At 56.9% G+C, this 13,711-nt stretch carries 13 protein-coding genes and 1 pseudogene; 4 read left to right on the forward strand and 10 right to left on the reverse strand.

Translation table 11 applies throughout. The features are described 5' to 3' along the window. The 8 genes and pseudogenes from ACK5JN_RS23660 to yceD all read right to left on the reverse strand — a co-directional run. Positions 1–224: pseudogene (locus tag ACK5JN_RS23660) on the reverse strand (beta-ketoacyl synthase N-terminal-like domain-containing protein); the annotation flags it as partial. Between the two features lie 89 nt (positions 225–313). Beyond that, a complete protein-coding gene (gene acpP, locus ACK5JN_RS23665; protein WP_416872378.1) occupies positions 314–550 on the reverse strand; it encodes an acyl carrier protein in 237 nt (78 codons plus the stop codon). 209 nt (positions 551–759) lie between these two features. Next, complete coding sequence (gene fabG, locus ACK5JN_RS23670; RefSeq protein WP_416872379.1) at positions 760–1,494, reverse strand: 3-oxoacyl-ACP reductase FabG; 735 nt, start codon at positions 1,492–1,494, stop codon at positions 760–762. Between the two features lie 11 nt (positions 1,495–1,505). Beyond that, positions 1,506–2,435 carry an ACP S-malonyltransferase gene (gene fabD / locus ACK5JN_RS23675; RefSeq protein WP_416872380.1) on the reverse strand — a complete coding sequence of 310 codons (930 nt, stop codon included), beginning with the start codon at positions 2,433–2,435 and terminating at the stop codon, positions 1,506–1,508. Positions 2,436–2,452: 17 nt separating this feature from the next. Continuing rightward, positions 2,453–3,394 (reverse strand): beta-ketoacyl-ACP synthase III, encoded by a 942-nt coding sequence (locus ACK5JN_RS23680; protein WP_416872388.1) that lies wholly within the window; start codon positions 3,392–3,394, stop codon positions 2,453–2,455. Positions 3,395–3,454: 60 nt separating this feature from the next. Further along, the gene (plsX, locus tag ACK5JN_RS23685) at positions 3,455–4,513 is read right to left on the reverse strand and encodes a phosphate acyltransferase PlsX (RefSeq protein WP_416872381.1); all 1,059 of its coding nucleotides are present in this window, start codon (positions 4,511–4,513) and stop codon (positions 3,455–3,457) included. A 203-nt stretch (positions 4,514–4,716) separates the two neighbouring features. Then, on the reverse strand, positions 4,717–4,890 hold the full coding sequence (gene rpmF, locus ACK5JN_RS23690; RefSeq protein WP_064549135.1) for a 50S ribosomal protein L32: 174 nt from the start codon (positions 4,888–4,890) through the stop codon (positions 4,717–4,719). A 16-nt stretch (positions 4,891–4,906) separates the two neighbouring features. After that, entirely contained in the window at positions 4,907–5,428 is a 522-nt protein-coding gene (gene yceD / locus ACK5JN_RS23695) for a 23S rRNA accumulation protein YceD (RefSeq protein WP_416872382.1), read from the reverse strand. A gap of 142 nt (positions 5,429–5,570) precedes the next feature. Here yceD and ACK5JN_RS23700 point away from each other — a divergent pair, with 142 nt between their 5' ends. Next, positions 5,571–6,155, forward strand: a complete 585-nt coding sequence (locus ACK5JN_RS23700) for a Maf family protein (RefSeq protein WP_416872383.1) — start codon at positions 5,571–5,573, stop codon at positions 6,153–6,155. 191 nt (positions 6,156–6,346) lie between these two features. Next, positions 6,347–7,471: a dienelactone hydrolase family protein gene (locus ACK5JN_RS23705; protein ID WP_416872389.1), complete on the forward strand. Its 1,125-nt coding sequence runs from the start codon at positions 6,347–6,349 to the stop codon at positions 7,469–7,471. Positions 7,472–7,517: 46 nt separating this feature from the next. Here ACK5JN_RS23705 and rluC read toward each other — a convergent pair whose 3' ends face one another. Then, entirely contained in the window at positions 7,518–8,471 is a 954-nt protein-coding gene (gene rluC / locus ACK5JN_RS23710) for a 23S rRNA pseudouridine(955/2504/2580) synthase RluC (RefSeq protein WP_416872384.1), read from the reverse strand. Between the two features lie 655 nt (positions 8,472–9,126). Here rluC and rne point away from each other — a divergent pair. After that, the gene (gene rne, locus ACK5JN_RS23715) at positions 9,127–12,330 is read left to right on the forward strand and encodes a ribonuclease E (RefSeq protein ID WP_416872385.1); all 3,204 of its coding nucleotides are present in this window, start codon (positions 9,127–9,129) and stop codon (positions 12,328–12,330) included. A 66-nt stretch (positions 12,331–12,396) separates the two neighbouring features. On the opposite strand, the gene ACK5JN_RS23720 is transcribed toward rne, so the two are convergent. Further along, positions 12,397–13,332 carry a LysR family transcriptional regulator gene (locus ACK5JN_RS23720; protein ID WP_416872386.1) on the reverse strand — a complete coding sequence of 312 codons (936 nt, stop codon included), beginning with the start codon at positions 13,330–13,332 and terminating at the stop codon, positions 12,397–12,399. Between the two features lie 109 nt (positions 13,333–13,441). On the opposite strand from ACK5JN_RS23720, the gene ACK5JN_RS23725 reads away from it, so the two are divergent. After that, the coding region (locus ACK5JN_RS23725; protein ID WP_416872387.1) for an MFS transporter at positions 13,442–13,711 on the forward strand (270 nt) is incomplete at its 3' end.

The raw sequence follows: 13,711 nt of genomic DNA on the forward strand, positions 1-13,711 counted from the left end.
ATGAAGGAATCCATCTTTCGTTGTTCTTTGCGATAGATGATGTAGTCACAGTTACAATCCTTTACTATGCCAGCAAATTTCGTTTCATTGTCGATAGTATCGAAATTGTCGATCAGGATTATGACAATCTGACCGTCAAGGAGAGCATTTCAGCTAGACTCTACTGTATTGCCGACACGATACAACATGCCCATTCCGGTCACAACTACACGACGCTTAGACACGTTTGTCCTCCAGGGAGGGATAAAAAAGGGATTCGTGGGACAAAAAAGATAAAACTCAGGCGGTCGAATGACCGCCTGGAGATGTTCACTTACGCCTGGTGACCGTTGATGTAATCAATGGCAGCCTGAACGGTGGTGATTTTCTCAGCTTCTTCGTCCGGAATCTCAGTATCAAACTCTTCTTCCAGAGCCATTACCAGCTCAACGGTGTCCAGAGAATCTGCGCCCAGGTCTTCAACGAAGGAAGCAGTGTTGGTCACTTCTTCCTGCTTAACGCCCAGCTGTTCGCCGATGATTTTCTTAACGCGTTCTTCGATAGTGCTCATACTCTTAAATTTCCTATCAAAACTCGCTTTCGCGATGGTTTTCGTAGTGTATAAAATGTTGAAAAATTTGCAACTAAATCCCGGCAGGTCATACCACGATTTTACGCTATTTTGCGGGTTTTTGCCCTCATAACGCAAATGATTTTGCACTAATCATGCTCAGACATACGTAGATTGCCCGTTGTCTGAGCACTTTGTGCAAAACACGATCAGACCATGTACATCCCGCCGTTTACGTGCAACGTTTCACCAGTGATGTAACTTGCTTCGTCGGAGGCCAAAAATGCAACCGCACTGGCGATTTCATTTGGAGAGCCGAGGCGCCCCGCAGGAACTGCCGCCAGTGTACCCGCACGCTGCTCATCGGTCAGCGCACGCGTCATGTCCGTTTCAATAAAACCCTGAGCAACAACGTTCACAGTAATACCGCGTGACGCAACTTCACGCGCCAGTGATTTACTGAAGCCGATCAGACCCGCTTTCGCCGCAGCGTAGTTAGCCTGACCCGCATTTCCCATGGTACCAACCACAGAACCGATAGTGATGATACGCCCATGACGCTTTTTCATCATAGCGCGCATTACCGCTTTTGACAGACGGAAAACAGATGACAGGTTGGTTTCGAGGATATCGTTCCACTCGTCATCTTTCATGCGCATTAACAGGTTATCACGAGTAATCCCGGCATTATTGACCAGAATGTCTACTTCGCCAAACTCAGCGCGGATATTTCCCAGAACAGATTCAATAGATGCCGGGTCGGTCACATTCAACATCAGACCTTTACCGTTCGCACCCAGATAGTCGCTAATCGCCTGCGCGCCGCTTTCGCTGGTCGCAGTGCCGATAACTTTTGCGCCGCGAGCGACGAGAGTTTCAGCGATTGCGCGGCCAATACCGCGGCTTGCACCCGTTACCAGGGCAATTTTTCCTTCAAAGCTCATGCTTTCCTCTTTTATTGCGCAAGTGCCGCTGACAGCGCAGCCGGCTCATTGATAGCCGATGCCGTCAGGGTATCTACAATACGTTTGGTCAGACCGGTGAGGACTTTACCCGGGCCAACTTCATACAGATGCTCTACGCCCTGGGAAGCCATAAACTCAACGGTTTTGGTCCACTGAACCGGGCTGTACAGCTGGCGAACCAGCGCGTCGCGGATCGCGTCGCCGTCGGTTTCGCACTTCACGTCGACGTTGTTCACGACCGGAACGGTCGGCGCGTTAAAGGTGATTTTTTGCAGCTCAACGGCCAGTTTCTCCGCCGCAGGTTTCATCAGCGCGCAGTGGGAAGGCACGCTGACCGGCAGCGGCAGCGCACGCTTAGCGCCAGCGGCTTTACAGGCAGCGCCTGCGCGTTCTACGGCTTCTTTATGCCCCGCGATAACCACCTGGCCCGGCGAGTTGAAGTTTACCGGAGAAACCACCTGCCCTTCAGCAGACGCTTCACACGCTTTAGCGATAGCCGCATCGTCCAGACCGATAATCGCTGACATGCCGCCGGTGCCTTCCGGTACGGCTTCCTGCATGAATTTGCCGCGCATCTCAACCAGACGTACCGCGTCAGCAAAGGCGACCACGCCCGCGCACACCAGCGCGGAATATTCACCCAGGCTGTGGCCAGCCATCAGCGCCGGTGCTTTACCGCCCTGCTGCTGCCACAAACGGTACAGCGCCACGGAAGCGGTCAGCAGCGCAGGCTGCGTCTGCCAGGTTTTGTTCAGCTCTTCCGCCGGCCCCTGCTGGGTCAGCGCCCATAAATCGTAGCCCAGAGCGGCAGAAGCTTCATGAAAAGTTTCTTCGATAACCGGATAGGTTGCTGCCAGTTCAGACAGCATGCCTACGGCCTGTGAACCCTGCCCCGGGAACACGAAAGCGAATTGCGTCATGTTTTTTATCCTTATACTTAGAAACGAACCAGCGCCGAGCCCCAGGTGAAACCACCGCCGAAGGCTTCCAGCAGCACCAGCTGACCGCGCTTAATACGGCCGTCGCGGACGGCTTCGTCAAAGGCGCACGGCACGGAAGCGGCCGAGGTGTTGCCGTGACGGTCAAGGGTCACCACGACGTTGTCCATGGACATGCCGAGCTTCTTCGCCGTCGCGCTGATAATACGTAAGTTCGCCTGGTGCGGCACCAGCCAATCCAGTTCAGAGCGGTCGAGGTGGTTAGCTTCCAGCGTTTCATCAACGATGTGCGCCAGTTCGGTCACCGCGACTTTAAAGACTTCGTTACCGGCCATCGTCAGGTAAATCGAGTTGTCCGGATTCACGCGATCGGCGTTCGGCAGCGCCAGCAGCTTACCGTAGCTGCCGTCGGCGTGCAGATGGGTAGAGATGATGCCCGGCTCTTCAGAAGCACCCAGCACCACGGCACCCGCGCCGTCGCCAAAGATAATGATCGTGCCGCGATCGGTCGGATCGCAGGTACGAGCCAGCGTATCCGCCCCGACCACCAGCGCGTATTTCACCGCGCCGGACTTCACGTACTGATCGGCCACGCTCAGGGCATAGGTAAAGCCCGCGCACGCCGCGGCGATATCAAACGCCGGGGCACCTTTCACGCCCAGCATGTCCTGAATCTGGCAGGCTGCGCTCGGGAAGGCATGGGTGGCAGAAGTGGTCGCCACGACGATCAGGCCCAGCTCGCTGGCTTCGATGCCCGCCATCTCCAGCGCGCGTTTAGCCGCTTCGTAACCCAGCGTTGACACGTTTTCATCAGGGCCAGCAATACGGCGCTCACGGATACCTGTTCGGGTGACAATCCACTCGTCAGAGGTATCAACCATTTTTTCCAGATCGGCGTTAGTCCGCACTTGCTCAGGCAGATAGCTACCGGTACCAATAATCTTCGTCTACATGTACGCTCAGTCACTTTTCGCTAATATAGCCGCCCAGTTTGACTCACCTTACTGCTTGCCAGCTTCCGGTTTATCAAACCCTGCGGGGTATACGGATTCCAGGCGAGCGGCAATTCGCTGAGGAACTTGTCGCTGCACCGCCTGCACTGCCTGTTCAATGGCGATTGCAAAGGCTCGCTGATTAGCAGCGCCATGGCTCTTAATCACCGTGCCGCGCAATCCTAACAGACAGGCGCCATTATACTGGTCGGGGTTGAGGTGACTGAATCGCCTTGTCAGGCTTTTTTGTAACCAACGCTTTAATAAAATCAGCCACCACGACCGTTTTTTCCCTTCGCTCTGCGATTTCAGCAGCGAAAGGAACATGCGTACCACCCCTTCCATCGTCTTTAAGGTGACGTTACCTGTAAAGCCATCGCAAACCAGCACGTCGGTTTTGCCTGTTAACAGCTCATTGGCTTCAAGATAGCCGATATAATTCAGAGAAGAGATTGTTTTTAACACTAATGAGGCGTCACGAATACTATCGTGCCCCTTAATCTCTTCTTCGCCGATGTTGAGCAAGGCGACGCGCGGGTTGGTAATCCCCAGCACTTCCTCGGCCATCACCGACCCCATGACGGCAAACTGCACCAGCATGGTACTGTCACAATCGACGTTGGCACCGAGATCCAGCACCACCGTCTTGCCCTTCTGCTGGTGCGGTAACACCGTCACCAGCGCCGGGCGCTCAATCCCCTGAATGGGTTTGAGCAGCAATTTTGCCAGCCCCATCAGCGCCCCGGTATTCCCGGCGCTAACGCAGGCTTCGGCCCGCCCTTCTTTCACCGCTTCCAGCGCCACGCGCATTGAGCTACCGCGACTGTGGCGGATAGCGTGCGATGGCCGCTCATCACTGGCAATAACCGACTGGGCAGGGATTATCTGCAAACGCGAACGTTGTTCGAAGTCAGCTCTGGCAAGTAATGGCGTAATGTCGTCGGGATTACCGACTAATAGGAGTGAGAGTTGTGGATTAGAACTCAGTGCCTGCAAAGCTGCAGGCACCGTCACGGAAGGGCCAAAATCGCCCCCCATGACATCTAACGCCAGGGTTAGACGTGTCAAGGTATCGTCGCCGCTCGGTTTGGTGTTTCCCCGCGTTAACGGGGAAATTCCTCACTAAGCTTCATCACGCTTATACTCTTCGTCTTTCACGCTACAGGGGCGTTGGCTGCGTTCGTTCACCCCAATCGCATAGTTATCTATGCTCAGGGGATTCTCTCGCTTGCCGCCTTCCTGTAACGCGAAATACTTTGAGTATCGCGTGATTACTTAGCGATTACCTTACGACCACGGTAGTAACCGTCGGCAGTGATGTGGTGACGCAGGTGTTGTTCACCAGAAGTTTTGTCTACAGACAGGCTGGTGACTGCGGTCAGCGCGTCATGGGAACGACGCATGCCACGTTTGGAACGGGTTGGTTTATTCTGTTGTACGGCCATGGACCTTACTCCTCAATTACTTTTGCTTTAAGCTGGCTAATACGGCAAATGGGTTTGGTTTCTTCGCCTCTTCAGGCAGTTCGCCAAAGACCATGTCCGCCTCGGACACTTCACAGTGTTCAGAATCATGCACCGGAACTACCGGCAAGGAGAGGATGATTTCATCTTCAACCAACGCCAGCAGATCGATTTCACCGAATTCGTTAACCTCAATCGGCTCATACGCTTCCGGGAGTGCCTCAACCTGATCGTCATTCTTGACCGGGCTGAAACAATACTTTGTGTAGACATGATGAGTAAACGGTTTCCCGCAACGCTGACATTCCAGCGATACCGTCACCTTCGCATCGCCGGTTAAAACCGCAAGGCGTTGGTTATCGATAGCGAAGGTCATCTCGCATTCTACATCACTGTCCACACTGACTACGGACGCGGCGACGCGCTCCGCCTGATCGGGGGTATAGATACCCTGGTAATCAAGGCGTTTTTGAGCCGTACGAACCGGATCGAGAGTCAGGGGTAATTTTACCTTTTGCATAGGGCGCGCATATTAACTTTGTAACGTCATAGAGTCAAAGAAAAAGGCAGCCTCAGGTTGCCTTTTGCCAATAATTCGCACACATTGCGGCCTATAGTTTAAAATGTCGGAATCCAATTCGCTACCGTCTATTTAAAAAATTATGCCTGATTTGATTCTTGCCTCCACCTCCCCCTATCGCAAACAGCTGCTCGAGAAGCTTGGCGTGCCGTTTCAGTGCGCCGCCCCGGAGGTGGACGAGATGCCGCTGCCGGGCGAAACCCCGCGCAGCCTGGTGCTCCGTCTGGCGCAGCTTAAGGCGCAGGCGCTGGCCGAACGCTTCCCCCACCATCTGATTATTGGCTCAGATCAGGTCTGCCTGCTGGATGGCGAAATAACCGGCAAACCGCACACCGAAGAAAATGCGCGGCGGCAATTAAAAAAAGCCAGCGCCAATGTGGTGACCTTTTATACCGGGCTGGCGCTGTATAATTCTGTTAATGGTCAGTTACAAACGGAATGTGAGCCGTTTGATGTCCATTTTCGCCATTTGAGCGAACAAGAAATAGACGTTTATATAACTAAAGAGAGCCCGCTTAATTGCGCCGGTAGCTTTAAAAGCGAAGGGTTAGGCATCACCCTCTTTGACCGTCTGGAAGGGCGCGACCCGAATACGCTGGTCGGTTTACCGCTGATTGCGCTGTGTAAGATGCTACGTCGCGAGAACGTTAACCCGCTGGCTGATTAATGCATTCCCGGTGTCGCTGCGCTCGGCCGGGCTACATTCGGAATAGGTAGCCCGGCCGAGCGCAGCGACGCCGGGAAATCCCACCCACGATCACAGTTTATTTTTTCATCATCACTACAATCCAATCTCCACATTGAAACATTGTTTTAATTTAAGGAGTAAGGATGCGTGTCAAATCTAAATTGTTATTTATGCTGGCGATGCTGACCGCAGCGCAGGTCAATGCGACTGATGATTGGCAACAGCAGGGCATCGTCGAGGGAAATCTTCCCGCCAGCTGGCAGCAGATGAAAAGCCAGATGCAGTACCCAGATTCCTGGCTTTCCGGGCACTATTCTGATTTTAAAGGCTGGCAGCAGCACGCCCGGCAGGAATTCCGCCAGTCGCTATTAACGCCCGACTCCACCAGGCCTTTTGACGCGCAAAAGATCGCCAGCGAAGATCGCGGCAGCTACACCGCGGAAAAGCTCGCGCTCAACATTACCGACGATAACCGCATCTCCGCGCTGATGCTGACGCCGAAAACGCCCGGTCCGCATCCGGCCATCGTCCTGCTGCACGATCACGGCTCAAAGTTTGATATCGGCAAAGAGAAAATGATTCGCCCGTGGGGCAATGCCGAACAGCTCGCCAGCGCCCAGGCGTGGGCCGATAAGTTCTTCACCGGGCGTTTTATTGGCGACGAGCTGGCAAAGCGCGGCTACGTGGTGATCGCCATTGACAGCCCCGGCTGGGGCGATCGCGGCCCGATGGTGTACGAGCAGCAGCAGGCGCTGGCCAGCAACTACTTTAACCTCGGCCGCTCGCTGGCAGGAGAAGTGGCCTATGAAGATATGCGCACCGTCGATTTCATCGCCTCGCAGAAAGGCGTGGATAGCCAGCGTATCGGCGTGCTCGGCTTCTCAATGGGCGGTTTCCGCGCCTGGCAGCTGGCGGCGCTCTCGGAGAAGGTGGCCGCCACGGCGGTGATCTCGTGGTTTGGCACCTATGACGGCCTGATGACGCCGGGCAACAACGTGCTGCGCGGCCAGTCGGCGTTTTATATGCTGCACCCGGGCATGCCGGCGAAAATGGATATCCCCGATATCGCCAGCATTGCCGCACCGAAACCGATGCTAATCTTCAGCGGTGGCCAGGACAAGCTGTTCCCGGCAAACGCGGTGAGCGATGCCTTCGCGAAGGTTCATAAAGTGTGGGCCTCGCAGAACGCCGACGATAAGCTGGTGACCAAAAGCTGGCCCGAGCTGGGACACGTGTTTTATCAGCAGCAGCAGGACGAGGTGTTCCCGTGGCTGGATAAATGGCTGAAGCCCTAATCGCCAGGCAGAGATAAAAAAACGGACCCACAGGCCCGTTTTTTATTTACTTCTGATTACGCAGCACCTGTAGGCAGCGCTTGAGCTGGTCGTCCAGCGGCGCTTCCACGCGCATCACCTCTCCCGTTCCCGGATGGGTGAACTTCAGCGCCGCCGCGTGCAGGAACAGGCGATTCAGCCCGGTGCCCGCCAGCTGCTTGTCAAACTCGCGGTCGCCATAGCGATCGTCAAAAGCGATCGGGTGGCCCGCATGCAGCGTGTGGACACGAATCTGGTGCGTACGGCCGGTGACCGGGCTACAGCGTACCAGGGTGGCGACGGCGTAGCGCTCTTCCACCTTAAACCGCGTTTCCGACGGCTTGCCTTCCTGGCTGACGCGAACAATGCGCTCGCCGCTTTGCAGAATATTTTTCAGCAGCGGCGCCTGCACCGCCTTCACGTGCGACTGCCACTGCCCGCGCACCAGCGCCAGATAATCTTTCTGCATCCCCTTCTCGCGCAGCTGCTCATGCAGCGAACGCAGCGCCGAGCGCTTCTTCGCCACCAGCAGCACGCCGGAGGTATCACGGTCGAGACGGTGAACCAGCTCGAGGAAGCGCGCTTCCGGGCGCAGGGCGCGCAGCCCTTCAATCACCCCAAAGCTTAAGCCGCTGCCGCCGTGCACCGCGGTACCGGAAGGTTTATTCAGCACGAGGATGTGGTCGTCTTCGTACAGGATCACATCGCTGAGCGCGGCCACTTTTTGCAGATGCGGCGATACCGCGTCTTCTTCACGTTCGGCCACGCGCACCGGCGGGATGCGCACCTCATCACCGGCTTCCAGCTTGTATTCCGGCTTGATGCGCTTTTTATTCACCCGCACCTCGCCCTTACGCAAGATGCGATAAATCATGCTCTTCGGCACGCCCTTCAGCTGGGTGCGCAAAAAGTTGTCGATTCGTTGCCCGGCTTCGTCAGCGCTGATGGCAACCATTTTTACGGTCGGAGTCTCAGTTTTCATGGTGCGCGATTCTAAATATCCCGGCTCATTAGCGCCACTCATTTTTCTATGCTTATATTTATCATGTCCCGTTTACCGCTGCTGCTTTTCCCCGCGAGCTGTTTGTTATTAGAACAATCTCAGCGGACAAGTGAAGAAACTGTGAGTAACCGGGTGATAAAAGGTGAAAGTCATCTTGCTATAACCGGGTTACCAAGGAATAATGAAGCTGTTTTCCGTGAGAACCTGGAATAACAAGGATAAAACGGAATGACCAGTTTTGTCTGTTCGATCATCCACGCAGCAATGGCGTAAGACGTATTGATCCCTCAGACAGTTAGCGGGCTGCGAGTTGCAGTCCTTACCGGTACATATACTGTACGAATTTTAGATGGCAGAAAAATAACGCAACGGGAAACATCCGTGCAAATCTCTACCTTCTGAAAGATGACGAGTATAAATGGAATCTTCTCTGGAGAGTTATCCCAGGCTGTTCCCCAAATAATTGCGCTGTGTTTCCGTTTGAAACACAGGCTACCGACACTCTGCGCCTCTTAAGCGAGCGACAACCGTGAGGTTGGCGACGTGAATAGTCACGAGGCCATCGGTTTACCCCGGAAAGGCAACACTCTGCTCGCAGCTTAGTCGTCAATGTAAGAATAATGAGTAAGTTACGATGAAAAGAATGTTAATCAACGCAACTCAGCAGGAAGAGTTGCGTGTCGCCCTCGTTGATGGGCAGCGTCTGTACGACCTGGATATTGAAAGCCCGGGACACGAACAGAAAAAAGCGAACATCTACAAAGGCAAAATTACCCGTATTGAACCGAGTCTCGAAGCCGCATTTGTTGATTACGGCGCCGAGCGTCACGGTTTCCTCCCCCTCAAAGAAATCGCTCGCGAATATTTCCCAGCCAACTACAGCTCTCACGGTCGTCCTAACATCAAAGATGTGCTGCGTGAAGGCCAGGAAGTTATCGTCCAGATCGATAAAGAAGAGCGCGGCAACAAAGGCGCGGCGCTGACCACCTTTATCAGCCTGGCGGGCAGCTACCTGGTGCTGATGCCGAACAACCCGCGCGCGGGCGGTATCTCTCGTCGCATCGAAGGCGACGATCGCACCGAACTGAAAGAAGCGCTGGCCAGCCTCGAGCTGCCGGACGGCATGGGCTTAATCGTACGCACCGCGGGCGTCGGCAAATCCGCCGAAGCGCTGCAGTGGGACTTAAGCTTCCGCCTGAAGCACTGGGAAGCTATCCAGAAAGCCGCTGAAAGCCGCCCTGCCCCGTTCCTGATTCACCAGGAAAGCAACGTGATTGTTCGCGCCTTCCGCGACTATCTGCGCCAGGACATCGGCGAAATCCTGATCGACAACCCGAAAGTAATGGAGATGGCGCGTCAGCACATCGCCGCGCTGGGTCGTCCGGATTTCAGCAGCAAAATCAAACTGTACACCGGTGAAATTCCGCTGTTCAGCCACTATCAGATTGAATCGCAGATCGAGTCCGCCTTCCAGCGTGAAGTGCGCCTGCCGTCCGGCGGTTCTATCGTTATCGACAGCACCGAAGCGCTGACCGCCATCGACATCAACTCCGCGCGTGCAACCCGCGGCGGCGACATCGAAGAGACCGCGTTCAACACCAACCTTGAAGCCGCTGATGAAATTGCTCGCCAGCTGCGTCTGCGCGACCTCGGTGGTCTGATCGTCATCGACTTTATCGATATGACCCCGGTACGCCACCAGCGTGCGGTGGAAAACCGTCTGCGCGAAGCCGTCCGTCAGGACCGTGCGCGTATCCAGATCAGCCATATTTCCCGCTTCGGCCTGCTGGAGATGTCTCGTCAGCGCCTGAGCCCGTCGCTCGGCGAATCCAGCCACCACGTCTGCCCGCGCTGCTCCGGTACCGGCACCGTGCGTGACAACGAATCGCTGTCGCTCTCCATTCTGCGTCTGATTGAAGAAGAAGCGCTGAAAGAGAACACCAAAGAAGTCCACGCCATCGTCCCGGTGCCGATCGCCTCTTACCTGCTGAACGAAAAACGTGCAGCGGTCAGCGCTATCGAAGCTCGTCAGGGCGGCGTTCGCTGCATCATCGTGCCGAACGACGAGATGGAAACGCCGCACTACTCCGTGCTGCGCGTACGTAAGGGTGAAGAAACCACCACCCTGAGCTACCTGCTGCCGAAGCTGCACGAAGAAGCGATGGCCCTGCCGGTTGAAGAAGAGTTTGTTGAGCGTAAGCTGCCAGAGCAGCCGGCGCTGGCCACCTTCGTGATGCCGGAAGTGCCTGAGCCTACCGCGGAAAAAGCCGCGCCGGCCGCGCCTCAGCCGACAGCTGCCGCTGCACCCGCCGCCCCGGGCCTGCTCTCTCGTTTCTTTGCCGCGCTGAAGAGCCTGTTTGCTGGTACGCCGGAGAAGCCGGTTGAAGCGAAGCCTGAGCAACAGGAAGCGAAACCTGAGCGTCAGCAGGAACGCCGCAAGCCGCGTCAGAACAACCGTCGCGATCGCAACGAGCGCAGCGACCGTCGTAATGACCGCAGCGATCGTAATGAGCGTAACGACAACGCCGAAGGCCGCGAGCCGCGTGAAGGTCGCGACGAGAACCGTCGTAACCGTCGCGAGAAGCCGCAGCAGTCTGAAGGCCGCGAGAACCGCCAGCTGAACGCCGTGGATGACGCTGAAAAAGCCAAATCCCGCGACGAGCAGCAGCAGTCTCGCCGTGAACGTAACCGCCGCCGCAGCGACGAAAAACGTCAGCAGCAGGAAGCGAAGCCGCAGGTTCGTGAAGAACAGGCCGCCGTCGCGCCGGAAGCCGCACAGGAAGAACGTGTACAGACGATGCCGCGCCGCAAACCGCGTCAGCTGGCACAGAAAGTGCGTATCGAAACCCCAGAGCAAACTGCCGCTCGTGAACTGATTGTGGATGAACCGCAGCAGGAAGCACCGCGTACCGCGCTGGCGAAAGTTGACCTGCCGGCCGTCGTTGATGCGCCGGTACAGAGCGAGCAAGAAGAGAATGCGGAAGGTCGTGATAACAACGGCATGCCGCGTCGCTCCCGTCGTTCCCCGCGTCATCTGCGCGTAAGCGGTCAGCGTCGTCGTCGTTACCGTGACGAGCGTTACCCGACCCAGTCGCCGATGCCGCTGGCCGTGGCCTGTGCATCGCCGGAACTGGCTTCTGGTAAAGTGTGGATCAGCTACCCGGTAGCCCAGGCGGAAGCGCCGGTTGAGCAGGAAGTGATTGAACAGCCAGCGGTAGCACCAGCCGCCGAGCAGGCTGTGGTTGCTGAGCCTGCGGTGGTTGAAGCCGCGGTTGAAGCGACTGAAACCGTCACCCCGGCTGCCGTGGCTGAGCCGGCTGTCGTTGCCGAAGAAGCCGCGCCAGTGCAGGAAGAAGCGCCAGTACCGGTTGTGGAAGACGCGCCAGCGGCCGTGGTTGAAGAGACCGTTGCTGAAGAAGTGACTACCGCTGAAGCACCGGCGATTGAAGACGAAGCGAAAGCCGAAGCGCCGGTGGTTGAGACCGCGCCCGTCGCTGAAGAGCCGGTGGTTGAAGACGCCGTCGTCGAAGAACCTGTTGTTGCCGCGCCAGCGGTAGAAGCGCCGGTGGTTGAAGCGCCAGCAGAGGAAGCGCCGGTTGTCGCAGCGCCAGTCGTTGAAAAACCAGCGGTTGTCGAGCCAGCGGCTAAACCGGCTGCGGCTAGCCGCGCCTCTGCGCCGATGACCCGTGCCCCGGCACCGGACTACGTACCGGAAGCGCCGCGCCACAGCGACTGGGTTCGCCCGTCCTTCAACTTCGACGGTAAAGGTTCCGCCGGTGGTCACAGTGCTTCGCACACCGCCACCGCTGAACCCACCCGCCCGCAGTCGGTTGAATAAACCGCTCGCGTGAAATAAAAAATCGGCCCTGGTGGCCGATTTTTTTTGCCTGACGATCGGCGGCGGTCACCCCTGCTCCGGCTGCCGCATCCCGGCTATTTTCGGCATCACCTCACGCATCAGATCGAGAAACTTGCGCAGCCGCGTGGGATAATAACGCGCCCACGGATACACCAGATGCACCGGCAGCGGCGTCGCCTGCCACGCCGGTAGCAGTTCCACCAGCGTCCCGTTTGCCAGCTCCTCCTCCACCGTCCAGCTCGACACCACCGCCGCCCCGACGTTCGCCAGCGCGGCGTTCTTCGCCACATACAGGCTATCGGTGCTCAGCCGCGCGGCAATATTGACGTTAACGCTCTGGTCACTCTCCGCATGATGCAGCACCACCTCATGCTGATAGAAGGTGCTGATCGCAATCCACGGCAGAGTGGAAAGATGCTCCGGCGCGGTCACCGGCGGGTAGCCCGCCAGTACCTGCGGTGAAGCGACGATGCAGCGAGGCACCTCCGCCAGCAGCACCGACACCGTCGCCGGGTCCACTTCCGCGCCGACGCGAATCGCGCAGTCAACGTTATCGCTGATAAAGTCCACCGCCCTGTCGTGCAGCATCCACTCCACGGAAAGCTGCGGATAACGGGCCAGAAATCCCACCAGCGGCATCAGCAGCTGCTGCTGGCCGAACGCGTGCGGGGCGCGTACGCGCAAGGTTCCTACCGGCTGCTCGTCGGTCAACTGCAACGCATCTTCCAGCGCCAGCCAGCAATCCACCACCTGACGCGCATGTTGATAACAGCGCTCGCCGTCGTCGGTCAGCTTCATGGCGTGGGTTGAACGCAGCAGCAGCTTAGCGCCCAGCATCGCTTCCAGCGATTGCAGGCGGCGGCTGATGGTCGCCTGAGTGGTCTCAAGCTGGCGGGCGGCGGCCGATAGCGAGCCCGACTCCACGATGCGAATAAACGTGCGCATCAGCTCCACGCGATCTATACGCTCTGTTCTTTTCATTTTCCTGATGTCTATACGCCAAACGTATAACTGTTTTACCACCGCAGCGGCTACCGCACCAGCAAGAGGAAGCGGAAAATGCACGGCATACACCGTTGAGGATGACACCATGAATACCAACACGCTTTCTTCCCAGGCCTCGGGCCTGCTGATTTTTGTCCTGGCGCTCGGCGCTGGGTTCAGCGTTGCCGCCATCTATTATGCGCAGCCGCTGCTGCCGCTGATGGGCGCCACCCTTAACCTGAGCGTGGAAGGAATGGGGCTGATTCCCACCCTCACCCAGGCTGGCTACGCGCTGGGCATTCTGTTCCTGCTGCCGCTGGGCGATCGCTACGACCGCCGCACATTAATCCTGCTGAAAGGCCTGACGCTGGCGGTA

Origin of the sequence: Kluyvera sp., from assembly GCF_047971185.1 — a bacterium.
Taxonomy (GTDB): domain Bacteria; phylum Pseudomonadota; class Gammaproteobacteria; order Enterobacterales; family Enterobacteriaceae; genus Kluyvera.

What these genes read in the sequence shown, in the direction of transcription:
- yceD (WP_416872382.1), bottom strand. Translation starts at nt 5,428, where the DNA reads ATGCAAAAGGTAAAATTACCCCTGACTCTCGATCCGGTTCGTACGGCT.
- fabD (WP_416872380.1), bottom strand. Translation starts at nt 2,435, where the DNA reads ATGACGCAATTCGCTTTCGTGTTCCCGGGGCAGGGTTCACAGGCCGTA.
- fabG (WP_416872379.1), bottom strand. Translation starts at nt 1,494, where the DNA reads ATGAGCTTTGAAGGAAAAATTGCCCTGGTAACGGGTGCAAGCCGCGGT.
- ACK5JN_RS23700 (WP_416872383.1), top strand. Translation starts at nt 5,571, where the DNA reads ATGCCTGATTTGATTCTTGCCTCCACCTCCCCCTATCGCAAACAGCTG.
- rne (WP_416872385.1), top strand. Translation starts at nt 9,127, where the DNA reads ATGAAAAGAATGTTAATCAACGCAACTCAGCAGGAAGAGTTGCGTGTC.
- rpmF (WP_064549135.1), bottom strand. Translation starts at nt 4,890, where the DNA reads ATGGCCGTACAACAGAATAAACCAACCCGTTCCAAACGTGGCATGCGT.
- acpP (WP_416872378.1), bottom strand. Translation starts at nt 550, where the DNA reads ATGAGCACTATCGAAGAACGCGTTAAGAAAATCATCGGCGAACAGCTG.
- ACK5JN_RS23720 (WP_416872386.1), bottom strand. Translation starts at nt 13,332, where the DNA reads ATGAAAAGAACAGAGCGTATAGATCGCGTGGAGCTGATGCGCACGTTT.
- rluC (WP_416872384.1), bottom strand. Translation starts at nt 8,471, where the DNA reads ATGAAAACTGAGACTCCGACCGTAAAAATGGTTGCCATCAGCGCTGAC.
- ACK5JN_RS23705 (WP_416872389.1), top strand. Translation starts at nt 6,347, where the DNA reads ATGCTGGCGATGCTGACCGCAGCGCAGGTCAATGCGACTGATGATTGG.